Source organism: Mucilaginibacter sp. RCC_168 (assembly GCF_041355315.1).
Lineage (GTDB): Bacteria > Bacteroidota > Bacteroidia > Sphingobacteriales > Sphingobacteriaceae > Mucilaginibacter.
Map to the genome: position 1 here is coordinate 1 of NZ_JBFUPN010000046.1, position 16,136 is coordinate 16,136.

The following is a 16,136-nucleotide window of genomic DNA, read 5'->3' on the forward strand; positions in this document are numbered from 1 at the left end:
TGCGATGACCGGCTTATTGGCCAAAAACGGCTTCCGATGCCGCCTGCCATGATGATCGCATAATTGTTTTTATTCATATGGTAAAAAGAGTTTTTATTTGGCGTAGCCAGCGCAAAAGTGTACAATAATCTGTTAAATATGTGTTAAATAAAACTAAATAATTGGAGAGCTAATTTGTCCGCAATTTAAATGCGCCAAATGAACAAATTGTTTTTCATTTAATAATCATATTTGTATAAAATTAAAAAGTAAATCCATCGTTTATTCATTAAATTTTGTTACTTTAAACTTTTAAAAACAATTCAAGATCACGTTAAACAATGATAGAAACTAAGAAGTCGCTATTTGATAATCTCCAGAATTTTTTCGGATTCGACAACTTTAAGGGGGAGCAGGAAGCGATTATAACTAACATACTGGCAGGTAATGATACCTTTGTGATCATGCCTACCGGTGGTGGTAAATCCATGTGTTACCAGTTGCCGGCATTAATGAGCGACGGCACTGCCATAGTAATTTCACCACTGATAGCCCTGATGAAAAATCAGGTAGATCAGCTTAGGGCTTTCGGAGGATCAGACAGTATAGCCCACTTTTTAAACTCATCACTCACCAAATCAGATATAGGCCGCGTTAAGGAAGATGTCCTGGCCGGAAAAACCAAACTTTTATACGTTGCTCCCGAATCACTGACCAAACAAGAAAATATCGATTTCTTAAAACTCAATCATGTATCATTTGTAGCGGTTGACGAGGCTCATTGTATATCGGAGTGGGGACATGATTTCAGACCTGAATATCGTAAAATACGCCAGGTGATTAGCAATATCGGTGAAAATATTCCTATTATCGCTTTAACCGCTACGGCTACGCCAAAAGTTCAGCAGGACATACAGAAAAACCTGCAGATGAACAATGCTACGGTATACAAATCGTCGTTTAACCGGTCAAACCTGTTTTATGAGGTTCGTGCCAAACGCAATGTGATCAAAGAGATCGTAAAGTTTGTAAAGCAGAACCAGGGTAAATCCGGCATCATTTATTGCCTTAGCCGCAAAAAGGTAGAGGAAGTTGCAGAAGCGCTTAACCTGAATGGTGTTAGGGCTTTACCATACCATGCCGGCCTGGATCCAAAAGTACGTGCCGATACACAGGACAAATTCCTGATGGAAGATGTAGAAGTGATTGTGGCTACGATTGCCTTTGGTATGGGTATTGATAAACCTGACGTTCGCTATGTGATACACCATGATGTGCCAAAAAGCATGGAGGGTTATTACCAGGAAACCGGCAGGGCAGGGCGCGATGGCGGTGAAGGTGTTTGTGTTGCCTTTTATTCTGAAAAAGACATTGATAAACTTCAGAAATTCATGAAGGACAAACCGGTTTCTGAACGGGAGATCGGTACACAGATATTAAAAGAGGTTATTGACTACTGCGAATCGTCGGTATGTCGCCGTAAACAGCTGCTGCATTATTTTGGCGAAAACTTTAACGAAGCGGGCTGCAATAACATGTGCGATAACTGTTGCGGTCATAAAGAACACTTTGACGGTGAAGAACATCTGCACAAAGCGCTAAGCCTGATCAGGCACATCGGCGAAAAATTCGACGACCAGCATATTATTAGTATCCTGATGGGAGCCGAGAATGCGCAGATCAAGAACTATGAACATGATGCGCTTGACTATTATGGATCGGGCAAGGAGCAAGGCGAAAACCTGTGGAACTCTTTACTGCGACAAGCATTACTGAATAACTATCTTTCAAAAGATATTGATCAGTATGGCTTACTCCGGTTAACCAAAACCGGCAATAGCTTTATTGATAACCCGCACAGCATCCGTTTTGTCCTGAACAAACAGATGGAAGCTACTGATGATGATGATGACTCTGACGGGCCTAAACAAGGCGGAGGCGCATTGGATACCCAGTTGCTGCAAATGCTTAAAGAGTTGCGTAAAAAACTGGCCAAACAAAAAGGGCTGCCTCCATTTGTAATATTTCAGGATCCATCATTGGAAGAAATGTGTACACATTACCCGATCACGACTGATGAATTAAAACAGATCTCGGGAGTAGGAGCAGGCAAGGCTTTAAAATTTGGTAAACCTTTTACCGATCTGATACAAAAATATGTAGAAGACAATGATATCGACCGTCCGGTTGATATGGTGATCAAAAGCGCGGCCAATAAATCGGCGCTCAAAGTCTTTATTATCCAGAATATTGATCGTCATTTAAACCTGGATGACATTGCAGCCTCCAAAGGGCTTACCTACGAAGAGATCTTGAAAGAGGTTGAGACAATAGTGAACTCGGGTACTAAACTTAACCTGAACTACTATATTGACGAGGTAATAGACGAAGATAAGCAGGAAGAAGTATTTGATTATTTCCGCACCGCCGAAGTTGACTCTATCGATGATGCTTTAGCCGAACTTGGAAACGATGATTATACCCGTGAAGAGGTACAATTAATGCGGATTAAGTTCATATCAGAAATGGGTAATTAAAAATGCTCAACATAAAAAAAGCTTTTAGTAAGTTGCTAAAAGCTTTTTTTATACCCAATTACTATCCTTTTATTTTGAAATGATCTTAAACTCGGTACGCCGGTTTTTTGCCCTGTTCTCATCGGTATCATTGGGCGCTATCGGTTGTGTTTTACCGTAGCCTTTGTAAACCAGGCGTGCTGCGGCAATGCCATTCGTAATTAAATACTGAAATACAGATTTAGCCCGGTTTTCGGAAAGAGTTTGGTTGATCTGATCGGGCCCCACATCATCTGTATGGCCCGATATTTCGATATGTACAGCAGGGTTCACCGTTAAAAACTCGATCAGTTTCATCAGCTCCGCTTTTGATTCTGATTCCAGATCAAACTTATTGGTATCGAAGAAAATATTCTTTAGGATCACTTTACTGCCCACATCAATAGGCGATAGTGATACAGAAATATTAAACGGATTTTTGGTTTTATAGCCCACCAGCGAAAAATTTTCCGAATAAAACATATAACCGCTTTTGGAGATATTGAGACCATAGTTTTTACCCGAAGTTATAGTTGCCAGAAAACTGCCTTCATCATCACTGCTGTAATCCTGGTAAACCGGTTGGTTGCTTTGCAGATCGATGATCTCTATGGCTGCTTCCAACGGGTGGTTACTTTTAGCATCGTGTACATTTCCTTTTACATAAATTACTACATGCGGCCTTACATTTACAGGCAATTCAAAGGTATAAATATCATAACCACCATAACCGTTGAGATTATCAGATGCAAAAAAGGCAATGTTGCCATTGGCTGTTAAAGTTAAGCCGTTTTCGTCGCCGTTAGAGTTGATGGGGTAGCCCAGGTTTTCGGGTTTTTGCCATTTACCGTCTTTCCCCAAACGACTTACAAAAAGATCTTTATTACCCAAACCGGGCCACCCGTTGGAGCTAAAATAAAGCGTGCTATCATCGGCATGGATAAAAGGAGATTGTTCATTATAAGCTGTATTGATATTGGGCCCAAGATTTTCTGCCGGCCCCCAACCTTTATTATCTAAAGTTGATTTCCATATATCATAGCCACCATAACCTCCGGCCCGGTTACTTACAAAATAAAGCGTACGTCCATCAGCGCTTATAGAGGGCTGCGATTCCCAACCGGCAGTATTTACCGGCGGACTTAAATCAACCGGCTTGCCCCAATCATCACCTTTTTTTTGAGCAATGTAAATATCACACCGCCCCAAGCCATCCGGGCGATTGCAGCCTGTAAAAAATAAATATTTACCATCCTGAGAAATGGATTGTGCCCCTTCGTTATATTGGGATGTATTGATCTGATCACTCAAATAAGCAGCTGTTTGCCACTTCCCGTTGATGCTGGCGCTTTTGTAAAAATCTTCGTTATTATTAATCTTCCGGGTAAATATCAATAAGGCTTCATCGGCTGTAGCCACCGGCAAGTATTCATCATTGGCCGTGTTAATTTCGGCACCCATATTCACAGGCTTATATGCTACCGGATGCTGCATGGCCTGGATGCTGAATTTAGCATCAGCTATGAGCTTTTGCGCGTATAACTTATTAACTGGGGTGATATCAGGATACGTTAAATATTTTTCCAGATGCTGTTGAGCCTGAGGATATTTGGCTTCTGTTATTTCGGTCTCGCCAATTTTGAGATAGACTGAGCGGTTAAAACCGGGATTAAGGGCTATAACCTTTAAATATTCCTCAATTGCTGGTTTATATAGATGCCTTAACCGGAATACATCGGCAAGCTGAGCGTGAGCTTCTATAAAATTCGGATCTTCCTTAATCGCTTTTTGAAGACTGGCAATGGCTTCATCATATAAATGATCATCGAGATTTTGGTTGGCCTCGGCAAAATACTTTATGGCTTCCTTTTTGGTGGTAGTGTATTGGTTTTGCTGGGCTAAGGCAATAACAGGAAGAAAAATTGATAAAATCAGAATGATTACAATCTTCATCTGTTTTGATACGATAAATATTATCGTAAGTTACAAATATTAAGGAATATTCAAATACTTATGCGTTTGCAATGATATTTCCCATTGCGGATTATTCATCACATAATCAACTATAAGCGGAGTCATTTCCTTTGATTTTGACCATTCGGGCTGCAAATACAACTTACAATCGGGTGATACCATTTTGGCATGATATTCGGCCCAATCAAAGTCTGATTTATTAAATACGATCACCTTTAATTCATGAGCATTTTCTGCCACATGCGGCATAGGCGCTTTGAATTTTTTGGGTGAAAGACAGATCCAATCCCAATCGCCCGAAAGGGGATAAGCTCCAGACGTTTCTATAAAAGTTTTGATGCCTTTTTCGTGCAGCTGGTGGGTCAGATAATCTAAATTGTAGATCAACGGTTCCCCGCCGGTAATAACAACAGCTTTGGATGGATGAACGGATGCATTGCTAACTATCTGATCAGTTGCCGTAAGCGGGTGTAGTTCGGCATCCCAGCTTTCTTTAACATCACACCAATGGCAACCCACATCGCAACCGCCAAGGCGTATAAAATAAGCTGCTTTACCTGTATTGTATCCTTCACCCTGTATCGTGTAAAACTCTTCCATTAAAGGAAGCAGTGTGCCGTCGTCTGGAATCTGATGTGCCATATTTTTTGCAAAGTTACCTATTAAAGCTGAAAGCGTAAAGGCGAATGGTAAACACAAGGTAAAACGTTTACGCAATTTGTTCTTTTTAATCCGATTAATAATATTTATTATTACTTCAATTTTAATAACCAGTGCCGAATTAATACTGGGTTAACTTAACTGATATGAAAACCTTGTAAACCTAAAACTATACGCCGATGAAAAAAATCTACCTGCCCCTAATTTTTCTGGCCATTTTATGTTTAAGCTCATGTGTAGACATTGAAGAACAATATGATTTTAAAGCCGATGGCAGCTGCAATGTTGTTTATGGTTTTGATATGAGCAAAGCGGTATCGGTATTGGTAAATTTGATGTCCGATTCGGTAAAAGAAACACCGCAGTTTAGCCTGGTTAAGGACACAACGCTGAATTTTTACAGCGCGATGCCCGATAGTACCCAGCAAAAAATGAGCATCGAAGAAAGTAATATGGCTAAAACCAGCGATCTTTCTATTAACATGAATCTGAAAAAAAGTATCATGAAGGTAAATATCACGCATGTGGCTAAAAACGCTGTCGATTTACAATATTATCTTCAAAACCTTTCAAAAATAGCGCTCAATAGCCGGATCAATGCATTCACCAGCGCCGATAAAGCCAGTAAAAGCTTTGACGCCCGTCAAATGGTGGCCGGCCAGGATTATTACTCATACGATATTACCCCACATAGGTTTTACCGTATAATTGATAAAGCTAAATTCAACGCCTTTTTAAAGAAAACCCAGACAACCTTTATGATGGCCAAAGCCATGCTGATAGATATGCCTTATAAAGTGATCCTCAAGTTTGCCAAACCTGTTAAAAAATTAAATAACCCCAATGCCATACTTTCTGCCGACAGACGCAGCGTAACACTGGTTACCAACATGGATGAGGTGATCAAGAATCCATCAGTAATGAATTTAAAGATCGATTTTTAAGATCAATCATTACTTTTGGAAGTCAAATCACGTACTTCATAAAGTGGTATAAAATACCGGAGATCCAAAATACCAATGAACCATTTATTACCAAGATAAAAGCTGGAGACAAGAGTCTCTGCCTCGTCGGTTTTGAAGATAGGATCTATGCACTTTCTGCCATTTGTCCACATGCCGGGGCCGACTTAAGCGAAGGTTTATGCGTAAAAGGTAAAATCGTATGCCCGTATCACCGGTATACCTACAATTTGGAAACAGGAAAGGGAGGAGAGGGACAGAACGATTTTGTAGCCACTTATCCTGTTGAACTCAGAGAAGATGGGATTTATGTAGGTATAAAGTCTTTTTGGGAGAGGTTAAGTGGAAGGTAATGCCTCTCAAACTTTTCATAAAACATGATTGATTTTTATCTTTAGCTATGCATTATTCCCTGTTACAACTCCTCGTCTTACTTTTTGCGGCTTTTATGCTGATTATGCTGGCAAAAAAGCTAAACATTGCTTATCCTATATTTTTGGTTTTAGCTGGCTTGGTTATCAGTTATATACCCAGTATTCCCATCATAACCATTGACCCCGATCTGATATTTCTGATATTTTTACCGCCTTTACTTTATGAGGCGGCCTGGTATACCTCATGGAACGATTTTTGGAAATGGAAGCGCCCGATAAGCCTGCTGGCATTTGGATTGGTTATCTTTACTTCAACCATCATTGCCTTTCTGGCTACTGCTATTATACCTGGCTTTACGCTGCCTATGGGCTTTTTACTGGGTGGCATCATATCGCCACCTGATGCTGTTGCCGCCACTTCAGTTTTAAAAAATATTAAGGTCCCCAAAAGGATAACCACCATATTAGAGGGTGAAAGTCTGGTTAATGATGCTTCCAGCTTAATTGTATTACGCTTTGCTTTGGCAGCCGTACTTACCGGCCACTTCTCTCTTCACCAGGCCGTTACAGATTTCTTTGTGGTTACTTTCATGGGTATTGTAATTGGCCTGGCTGTAGCGCATGTGATGTATGTTATTCATCGTTTTTTGCCTACTACGGCTGGTATAGATGCTGCACTTACGTTATTATCTCCGTATTTTATGTACCTGGCGGCCGAACAGTTTCATTATTCGGGTATCATGGCTGTGGTAAGCGGTGGGTTGTTCCTTTCATATCGGTCGCACGAAATATTTACCGATGGACAAAGCCGGATGCAAACCGTTAATGTTTGGTCGACCCTGGTTATTATCCTCAACGGATTGGTTTTTATACTTATTGGTTTAGAACTGCCCACCATTATGAAAGGTTTGGATGGTTATTCACTGGCCGAGGCCTGGCGATATGGCTTGATCATCAGCGTAGTGGTTATTTTGATCAGGCTGGTCTGGATCTATCCCGGAACGTACGTACCCCGCTGGTTGTTTAAAAGTATCCGCACAACAGAGCCTGATCCCGGCTGGAAAAACCCCTTTATTGTTGGTTGGGCCGGGATGCGCGGTGTGGTATCGCTGGCAGCCGCACTTTCCTTGCCATTGTTGACCAGTGCAGGGCATGCTTTCCCGCATCGTAACCTCATTATTTTTATCACCTTTGTGGTAATATTGATCACACTGGTATTTCAAGGATTTACATTGCCGATACTGGTAAAATGGATGAATATAAAAGATGCAGACCCGATGGTGCCCGAAGACCAGCAGGAAATGACCATCAAGATCAGACTAACAGAAGTAGCTCTAAAAAGGCTCGATGAACATTATTTTGACGAAACTGAGCACAATTATTTGCTGCAGCTATTAAAAACCGAGCTTCAAAATAATGTGGAACACGCCACAGCACGTCTGGATTCACTCGCACACGGAGATACCCACAAAACACAAAGAGATATCTATCGAAAAGTACTGAAAGACATCTATCAGCACCAGCGTAAAGAACTATACCTGATACGGAAAGAGAAAAAGTTCAGTGATGAAGCCATCCGCAGGCAAGCTATGCAAGTTGATCTGGCCGAAATGAAGATATTTAATAAGTAAGGATGGAAGGAGTCGATTAAGTGAGTAGTTGATTGAGTTAAATGGGTTCTAACTTAATACAATCAACTACTTACTTAATCAACCAGCTATTGATAAACCTCTTTATTAGCCGAAGCCAGGGTATTTTTGAGTAAACCGATAATGGTCATCAAACCCACGCCGCCCGGTACCGGGGTTATCCATGAGGATTTTGGGGCTACGTTTTCAAAGTCAACATCGCCATATAGTTTGTACCCGGATTTGGTTAGGGCAGAGGTTTCGCGGTTCATACCCACATCAACTACTACTACACCTTCTTTTACCATATCGGCAGTGATGAAATTCTTTTTACCAATAGCTACGATCAGGATATCAGCTTGTAAAGTAATGCTTTTAATATCAGGGGTACGGCTATGACATATGGTAACCGTGCAGTTACCTGGCGTAGTATTACGGGCCATTAAAATGCTCATTGGCGAGCCTACAATATTGCTGCGACCTACAACCACACAATGTTTACCTACAGTATCGATACCATATTCTTTCAACATCAGGGTGATGCCGTAAGGGGTAGCAGGTATAAATGAAGGTAAATTACGCTGCATACGGCCCAGGTTTACCGGGTGAAATCCATCCACATCTTTTCGATGATCAATGCGTTCGGTTACTTTTTCCGGGTCGATATGTTTGGGCAGGGGAAGCTGTACAATGATACCATCTATATCGACATCAGCATTTAATTCTTCTACTTTCTTTAGCAGTTCTTCTTCGGTCACATCATCCTCATAACGCACCAAAGTCGACTTAAAACCAACTTTTTCGCAGTTTTTCATTTTGCTGGCTACATAAGTTTCGCTGCCACCATCATGACCAACCAAAACAGCTACCAAGTGCGGCTGCCTGCCGGTTCGCTGTAATATTTTAGCCGCTTCTTCGGCTATTTCAACCTTGAGTTTTTCTGATACGTATTTTCCGTCGAGTAATTGCATTGTAATAAAGATGTGAGATATGAGATGTGAGATATGAGATACTGACAGCTTTTGTCTCAAATCTCATATCTAATGTCTGATATCTAAATTAATCCAGTTTCAAAACCGCCATAAATGCCGATTGTGGTATCTCTACGTTACCAACCTGGCGCATGCGTTTTTTACCTTGTTTTTGTTTCTCCAATAGTTTACGCTTACGGGATATATCACCACCATAACATTTAGCGGTAACATCCTTACGCAAAGCCTTCACTGTTTCGCGCGCGATGATCTTGGCACCGATTGATGCCTGTATGATGATCTCGAATTGCTGACGCGGTAAAAGTTCTTTTAACTTTTCGCAGATCCGCTTACCAAAATCGTAAGAGTTACCTCTGAATATCAGGGATGACAAAGCATCCACAGGCTCTGCATTTAAGCGTATATCCAAACGCACCAAGTCCGACTGGCGGTAACCTATCTGGTGGTAATCAAATGAAGCGTAACCTTTTGAAATAGTTTTCAACTTATCATAAAAGTCAAAAACGATCTCGCCCATCGGCATTTCAAATATAAGCTCAACACGGTCTGACGTTAAGTACGACTGGTTAACAATGCTACCCCGTTTTTGAATACAAAGCGACATTACCGGTCCTACAAATTCAGATTTGGTAATGATAGTTGCTTTAATATACGGCTCTTCCACGTGATCAATTTTACTTGGATCCGGAAGATCAGATGGATTGTTTACTACAATCTCATCGCCTTTTGTAGTGTAGGCGAGGTAAGATACGTTGGGAACGGTGGTGATCACCGTCATGTTAAACTCACGCTCCAAACGTTCCTGAATGATCTCCATGTGCAGCATACCCAGGAAACCGCAACGGAAACCAAAACCTAAAGCCGCCGATGACTCAGGTTCAAAAACTAACGAAGCATCATTAAGCTGTAGTTTGGCCATCGATTCTCGCAGTTCTTCGTAATCCTCGGTATCTACCGGGTAAATACCGGCAAATACCATTGGTTTTACTTCCTCAAAACCTTGAATACCGCTTTCGCAGGGACGGTTAATAGTTGTAATGGTATCACCAACCTTTACCTCGCGCGATTCTTTTATACCTGATATGATATAGCCAACATCGCCGGTTTTAATCACATCTTTTGGTTGTTGTTTTAGTTTTAGGGTACCAACCTCTTCTGCAATATATTGTTTTTCTGTAGCGAAGAACTTTACTTTATCACCTTTACGGATCTCCCCGTTAACCACCTTAAAGTAAGCTACAATACCGCGGAACGAGTTATAAACCGAATCAAATATCAACGCCTGTAAAGGTGCTTCAGGGTCACCAACCGGGGCCGGTACACGCTCAACAATGGCACGTAATATATCATGTACGCCCATACCGGTTTTACCCGAGGCGGCTAAAATTTCTTCACGTTTGCAACCTATCAGTTCCACGATCTGATCTTTCACCTCTTCGGGCATGGCGCCCGGAAGATCCATTTTATTCAGAACCGGGATGATTTCCAGGTCGTTTTCCAACGCCAGGTAAAGATTGGATATGGTTTGTGCCTGTATACCTTGTGCCGCGTCAACTATAAGTAATGCGCCTTCACATGCTGCTATAGAACGGGAAACCTCGTAGGAAAAATCTACGTGGCCGGGGGTATCTATCAGGTTCAGCGTATATTTCTGACCATCGAGCACATAATCCATTTGTATGGCATGGCTTTTTATGGTGATACCCCGTTCGCGTTCCAGATCCATATCGTCAAGCAACTGTGCCTGCGATTCGCGTTGGGTAATAGTGTTGGTGTATTCCAATAACCTATCGGCAAGTGTGCTTTTGCCGTGGTCAATATGTGCTATGATACAAAAATTACGAATATGCTCCATTGAACGGCAAAAATAGCTTTTTAGGATGAGATTTTGATATACTGTTTTAATTAGCTGCTTCTACAAAGATCGGGGTTTCTGAAACATTTACTGTTACTTTACCTGCTGCGGTAGAAACCTGGGTTTTAACAGCCACATTTGCACCGGCTTTTAAGCTATAAATATTAGCTTTTGCGGTCAGTAAGCCTAAGTTTAGCGTGTATTTCGCAGTGCGGCCTTTTTGGTCGGGGATTACTAAAACATACATCACCTTGCTGCCGGATACGTATTTATCAACTATGGGATTGGCATTAATGGTACTTTGATAGGCATAAGTCCCCATTAGTGTGTTTGTCTGTAGTATATAGTCAGCCGCAGGTCTGCGCTTGGCATCCGTAGCTAAACCGGAAGTGGCGTATTGAACATCCACATCAGGGGTATCATCCAGCAATTGGTAATAGAACGTTCTTTTGATGCCATGCCTGATATATAGAAGGGAGGTTCTTAATATCCAGTCGGCCTGGGTTAAAAGAACCGACTTATCACCAATGGCTATAGCTTTCTGATAACTACCCTGGTTAATATCATAACCCGTTTCTGTTACCCAAACATCAGGCTTTTGAGGGAGCGAGTTGGCATACTGCGCAAATGAATCGGCAATTTGGCCGGCCATGGAGAGTTCGGGCGCTACACCTGTAGTTGCCCTGGCATGGGTAAGTATATTGCCATCATTATTATAAAAATGGAAGTTGATTACATCAAAGCACAGGTTGATAGTGCCATCAGCTTTGTAGCCCCGGTTTTTCCGGCACCACTCTACCATTCGTTTAACCCGGTTTACATCGCAGGTAGCCAAACCACCCATCACTACTTGCATGGTAGGATCAGCGTTTTTTACACCGGCATTATTACCTAATCTGCCTTTGTCACCATCATAAAATGCCGACATGTTTGCGGCGTACTCTTCTGGTGTTTGCTGTGTGGCTGCGCTTTTCCACCATTTATCGCGTTCATTATCACATTCGATATATTTAATAAGGCCAAGACCGATCTTAACCTCGTTCGGCGGATCATTAGTCCATCGCGGGCGACTATCCACCTTAACCAATGCTTTGTTTACATCACCGTTATAACCATACCTTGCGGCAAACTGAAAAGCAGTGCGCGCCTGGTCGGCGTAGGTTGCCGGGTCGCTTTTATTAAGGCCATAGGGTGCCGGTACATTTTCATTATCCTGTAAATTAGCAGGATAGGTGCTTTCCAGCCATGTAGGGCAATTTTTCAGATCGGCCAAAACCAAAATACCATCCTGTTTACAGCGGGTATATATCAGGTCATAGTCCCAACTGCCGTTGTTAGTGGGGTTATAGGTATAATTGCCTTTGGTGTTTTCCAGCTTATTCCAGTTCATATAATGCCTTACCGAGCTAAAGGACTTAATAACGGCCATATTAGCCTCATAAATATGGCTTTTCAAATTAGGATTGGCAGGATCCTGCAAAAAGTTCCATTCATAGGCATTAATGCCGAACATATTCTTTAAAGCTACACTATGCGGAATAAGCGAACCATTGGTTGTCGTATCTTTTGAAACAATTGTGCCGTCAGGAGTTTGCGAGCCGTCGTTTGTGGGTTTAAGCTTTTCTGTCCGGCAGTTATTAAAAAATAATACAGTGAGGGATAAAATAACGGTAAATTTACAGGACACGAGCATTTTTGCTGTTTTTGCGGATGGTACGTTCATATGGAGCCGCCACAAAGATAATTTTTTTACCACAGCCTGTCGGCATGAGTTGCCTGTAATATTTCCACTAAACAAAACAGCCCGGTTTTTCTTTTTAATCAGAAAACCAGGCTGCTGTATATACAAAAACAAGGAAATTTTTAAACATCTCCTAAACCTCAACGCAGTTTAACATAGGTTTCGATGATCTCGTGATTGATTTTTAAACTGTCAATTTTTTCAATGCCCTTTTGGATCAGGGTATCATGTTTTAACTCAACGGTAAATTTAAAATCACCGCCTTCCCAATCGCGGGCATTGCAATAGGCCAGGTGCTCTATATAGTTATTGCCTTGTAAAGTGTAGGTACCGCTGCCTGCGCTGAAAACGGGTTTGTCTATTTTTCCCTTTTTCAAGTCGTGGGTAAAAAAGGCAAAATCGGAGCCATTGAATATCTTAACCATTTCCTGATCTTTTGGAGGAGTGGTTACCACAGTATCGCCTTTGGTAATGCTTTTGCTCGATATTAAATGCCAGGTTCCAATAAGGGGTTGTGGTGCAGATTTTTCTGTTTCAGCTGGCTTCTGTGTACAACCAGCAATGGCGAAAATGCAAAATGATAGTAAAAGTGTGTTTCTCATAACGTGATTGGTTTGTTACAATTGTAAAAAATTTAACCCAATAAAAAAAGTGATTGAGCCTTAAGTTCAACCACTTTTTAAAATATTTGTATAAGTTTACTATTCGCCTCGCTTCAGACCAAATTTTTCTATCTTACTGTACAGATGACTACGCTGTATATCGATATCATCGGCTGTTTTTGATACGTTCCAGTTATTCTTTTCCAGTTTGAATTTGATGTATTCCCGCTCGGCAAAATCCTTGTATTCCTGGAAGTTATTAAATTGATCAAAATCAGTCTGCGCCATACCATTACCATCACCACCCGCTACAGTAGGTGCCGAAGGATTGGCAAATGCTTTAACATCACTATCAGTAATGGTTTTGTCGCTCAGGATAATGAGGCGCTCTACCATGTTTCTGAGCTCGCGGATATTACCTGTCCATGGTAAGGCTTTCAGAGCATCCAGGGCTGCATCAGATATTTTTTTTACGGGCATGCCGTATTCGTTACAGATCTCGTCCAGAAAGCTTTGAGTAAGCAGGGGGATATCGTCTTTGCGTTCAACTAATGGAGGCACATGTATCAATATTACACTCAGGCGGTGGTAAAGGTCCATCCTGAAATTACCGGCTTCTATTTCTTTCAGCAGGTCCTTGTTGGTTGCGGCAACTACACGCACATCAACGTCTATTTCTTTTTCGCCGCCTACACGCGTGATCTTATTTTCCTGTAAGGCCCGTAAAACCTTGGCTTGCGCCGATTGGCTCATATCGCCGATCTCATCCAGGAAAAGTGTACCGCCGCTTGCCGATTCAAATTTACCGATACGCTGTTTTATGGCTGATGTAAAAGATCCTTTTTCGTGACCGAAAAGTTCACTTTCAATTAATTCAGACGGGATAGCTGCGCAGTTGACTTCAATAAGAGGAGCGGAGGAGCGGTTTGATTTTTCATGCAGCCAACGGGCCACCAACTCTTTACCGCTACCATTAGCACCGGTTATTAAAACACGGGCATCGGTAGGGGCTACACGATCAATGGTTTCCTTTATTTTAACAATAGCCTGGGAGTTGCCCAAAATTTCGCGAACTTTTGAAACCTTGCGCTTTAAAACTTTGGCCTCAACAACCAAACTTCCACGGTCAAGTGCGTTGCGTACGGTGATCAGCAGGCGGTTAAGATCAGGTGGTTTTGATATAAAATCAAACGCGCCTTTTTTGCTGGCTTCAATAGCGGTTTCAACTGTGCCATGGCCAGATATCATGATAAAAGGCAGATCGGGTTTTATGGCCAAACCCTCGGTGAGTACTTCCATGCCATCCATGCGGTTCATTTTTATATCGCACAGTACCAGGTCGTAGTCGTTTTTTTCAATTAGTTGCAATCCGTCAACACCATTGTCAACGTCTTCCACATCATAGTCTTCATATTCCAATATTTCACGTAATGTATTACGGATCGCCCGCTCATCATCAATGATTAAAATTTTAGCCATATTTTTTTATTATAAGTAGTTTTTTAGGGTTGAGTTATACGTTTTGAGTTTTAGATATATATATAATCGTGGGTTCAATTTAATACTCAAAACCTATCACTCAAAACTCAATTCAACCTTGCTAATATATAAGATTTTGTATAGAAAAATAAACACTTGAGCTTGTAACAAAAATAACCCCTTCCTGTTTGCAGGAAAGGGTTATATAATTCAGCAGCAAATCTGTAAGCCGGGTTCTGTTCCCGATAAATCGGGATTCTATCATTTATCTGGCCCTGCCATTGCTGACAGGTTTAAACAACCTACCCATCCCGGAGTGATCCGCCAGTTGGCGAATTGCGGAAGCGAGCAACTCCACTTCCGGGACCTATTTGGTTTTTCAACTCCTGAGGTTTACCATCATTTCCGGTCACCCGGAAACGTCGTGAGCTCTTACCTCACGGTTTCACCCTTACCCCGATAAATCGTGGCGGTTTGTTTTCTGTTGCACTTGCTGTCGCCGGCTGCCGGCGCCTTCCCGTTAGGAAGCAGGATGCTCTGTGTTGCCCGGACTTTCCTCCGCTGTACAAGACAGCAGCGATAGAACGTTTTGCAGGTGCAAAGGTAGGGATTTTTTGTGGAAGGGTGATCAGAATCTCCCTATACGTCATTGCGAGGTACGAAGCAATCTCTACTGAGGCAGTCAACCATGTATATTTTGCTCTGTACAGCGTAGGGATTGCTTCGTACCTCGCTATGACGCGTGGATATTATATGATGGAATACTTATGTTATTTGTAATCATTAATTAAGCAGGATAAAACAATAGTTAAATTTTATTATTTTTGATGTATACCAAAACCTTTTACACCTATGAAAAAGAATATCTATCGAATTTTACCCTTATTATTTTGTATTGACTTAGCCTCCTGTGCTACTTATCAGCGAAGCGATCTGTTTTTTGGAAGGGATATTCCCGATGGCGGACAAGTTAGCGAACAACAATGGAAAGCTTTTAGCGACAGCGTGATCAGTCATTTTTTCCCGGAAGGATATACCGAATGGAACGCCGACGGGCGCTGGAAGGACACCAAAACAATGGTAACTATAACCGAACCTACCAAAGTGGCTACCTTTTTTGGAAAACCCAGCAAGCAACGCAACGCGGCGCTGGATAGCATAGCTCAGCTGTATATACGCCGGTTCAGACAGCAAAGTGTACTGAGATCAGACAGTAAAACCAATGTGCAGTTTATTAGTAAGACACAGTAATAACTATTGCAGTCGCTCGGCTGGAGCCCACAGGTGTTGGGAAGAGTTACCAGAAAGGGGAATGATGGCCGTTCGGAGGCGGTT

At 41.8% G+C, this 16,136-nt stretch carries 12 protein-coding genes and 1 other RNA gene; 5 read left to right on the top strand and 8 right to left on the bottom strand.

Annotated features, from left to right (window positions below):
* The first annotated feature begins 323 nt into the window (after nucleotides 1–323).
* Nucleotides 324–2,516 (top strand): DNA helicase RecQ, encoded by a 2,193-nt coding sequence (gene recQ, locus AB6735_RS27590; protein ID WP_370999418.1) that lies wholly within the window; start codon nucleotides 324–326, stop codon nucleotides 2,514–2,516.
* Nucleotides 2,517–2,585: 69 nt separating this feature from the next.
* Here the strand turns inward: recQ and AB6735_RS27595 are convergent, their stop codons facing one another.
* Nucleotides 2,586–4,487, bottom strand: a complete 1,902-nt coding sequence (locus tag AB6735_RS27595; protein ID WP_370999408.1) for an OmpA family protein — start codon at nucleotides 4,485–4,487, stop codon at nucleotides 2,586–2,588.
* Between the two features lie 39 nt (nucleotides 4,488–4,526).
* On the bottom strand, nucleotides 4,527–5,150 hold the full coding sequence (locus AB6735_RS27600) for a 7-carboxy-7-deazaguanine synthase QueE (RefSeq protein WP_370999409.1): 624 nt from the start codon (nucleotides 5,148–5,150) through the stop codon (nucleotides 4,527–4,529).
* Between the two features lie 197 nt (nucleotides 5,151–5,347).
* Between AB6735_RS27600 and AB6735_RS27605 the strand changes: the two genes are divergently transcribed.
* From AB6735_RS27605 to AB6735_RS27615, 3 genes are read left to right on the top strand one after another with little or no spacing between them, the layout of a single operon-like run.
* Entirely contained in the window at nucleotides 5,348–6,112 is a 765-nt protein-coding gene (locus AB6735_RS27605; RefSeq protein ID WP_370999410.1) for a hypothetical protein, read from the top strand.
* A 53-nt stretch (nucleotides 6,113–6,165) separates the two neighbouring features.
* Nucleotides 6,166–6,483, top strand: coding sequence for a Rieske (2Fe-2S) protein (locus tag AB6735_RS27610; RefSeq protein ID WP_370999419.1), 318 nt, complete (start codon nucleotides 6,166–6,168; stop codon nucleotides 6,481–6,483).
* A gap of 47 nt (nucleotides 6,484–6,530) precedes the next feature.
* Nucleotides 6,531–8,135 carry a Na+/H+ antiporter gene (locus tag AB6735_RS27615; protein WP_370999411.1) on the top strand — a complete coding sequence of 535 codons (1,605 nt, stop codon included), beginning with the start codon at nucleotides 6,531–6,533 and terminating at the stop codon, nucleotides 8,133–8,135.
* 86 nt (nucleotides 8,136–8,221) lie between these two features.
* Here AB6735_RS27615 and AB6735_RS27620 read toward each other — a convergent pair whose 3' ends face one another.
* The 6 genes from AB6735_RS27620 to rnpB all read right to left on the bottom strand — a co-directional run bounded on the left by AB6735_RS27620 (nucleotide 8,222) and on the right by rnpB (nucleotide 15,397).
* On the bottom strand, nucleotides 8,222–9,103 hold the full coding sequence (locus AB6735_RS27620; protein ID WP_370999412.1) for a bifunctional 5,10-methylenetetrahydrofolate dehydrogenase/5,10-methenyltetrahydrofolate cyclohydrolase: 882 nt from the start codon (nucleotides 9,101–9,103) through the stop codon (nucleotides 8,222–8,224).
* Nucleotides 9,104–9,191: 88 nt separating this feature from the next.
* Entirely contained in the window at nucleotides 9,192–10,979 is a 1,788-nt protein-coding gene (gene lepA / locus AB6735_RS27625; RefSeq protein WP_370999413.1) for a translation elongation factor 4, read from the bottom strand.
* Between the two features lie 46 nt (nucleotides 10,980–11,025).
* The gene (locus AB6735_RS27630) at nucleotides 11,026–12,702 is read right to left on the bottom strand and encodes a hypothetical protein (RefSeq protein WP_370999414.1); all 1,677 of its coding nucleotides are present in this window, start codon (nucleotides 12,700–12,702) and stop codon (nucleotides 11,026–11,028) included.
* A gap of 158 nt (nucleotides 12,703–12,860) precedes the next feature.
* On the bottom strand, nucleotides 12,861–13,322 hold the full coding sequence (locus AB6735_RS27635; protein WP_370999415.1) for a lipocalin family protein: 462 nt from the start codon (nucleotides 13,320–13,322) through the stop codon (nucleotides 12,861–12,863).
* Between the two features lie 99 nt (nucleotides 13,323–13,421).
* Nucleotides 13,422–14,801, bottom strand: coding sequence for a sigma-54-dependent transcriptional regulator (locus AB6735_RS27640; RefSeq protein ID WP_370999416.1), 1,380 nt, complete (start codon nucleotides 14,799–14,801; stop codon nucleotides 13,422–13,424).
* 209 nt (nucleotides 14,802–15,010) lie between these two features.
* An RNA gene (rnpB, locus tag AB6735_RS27645) (RNase P RNA component class A) lies at nucleotides 15,011–15,397 on the bottom strand.
* A 256-nt stretch (nucleotides 15,398–15,653) separates the two neighbouring features.
* On the opposite strand from rnpB, the gene AB6735_RS27650 reads away from it, so the two are divergent.
* Nucleotides 15,654–16,052, top strand: a complete 399-nt coding sequence (locus AB6735_RS27650; protein ID WP_370999417.1) for a DUF3574 domain-containing protein — start codon at nucleotides 15,654–15,656, stop codon at nucleotides 16,050–16,052.
* The last annotated feature ends 84 nt before the right edge of the window (nucleotides 16,053–16,136 follow it).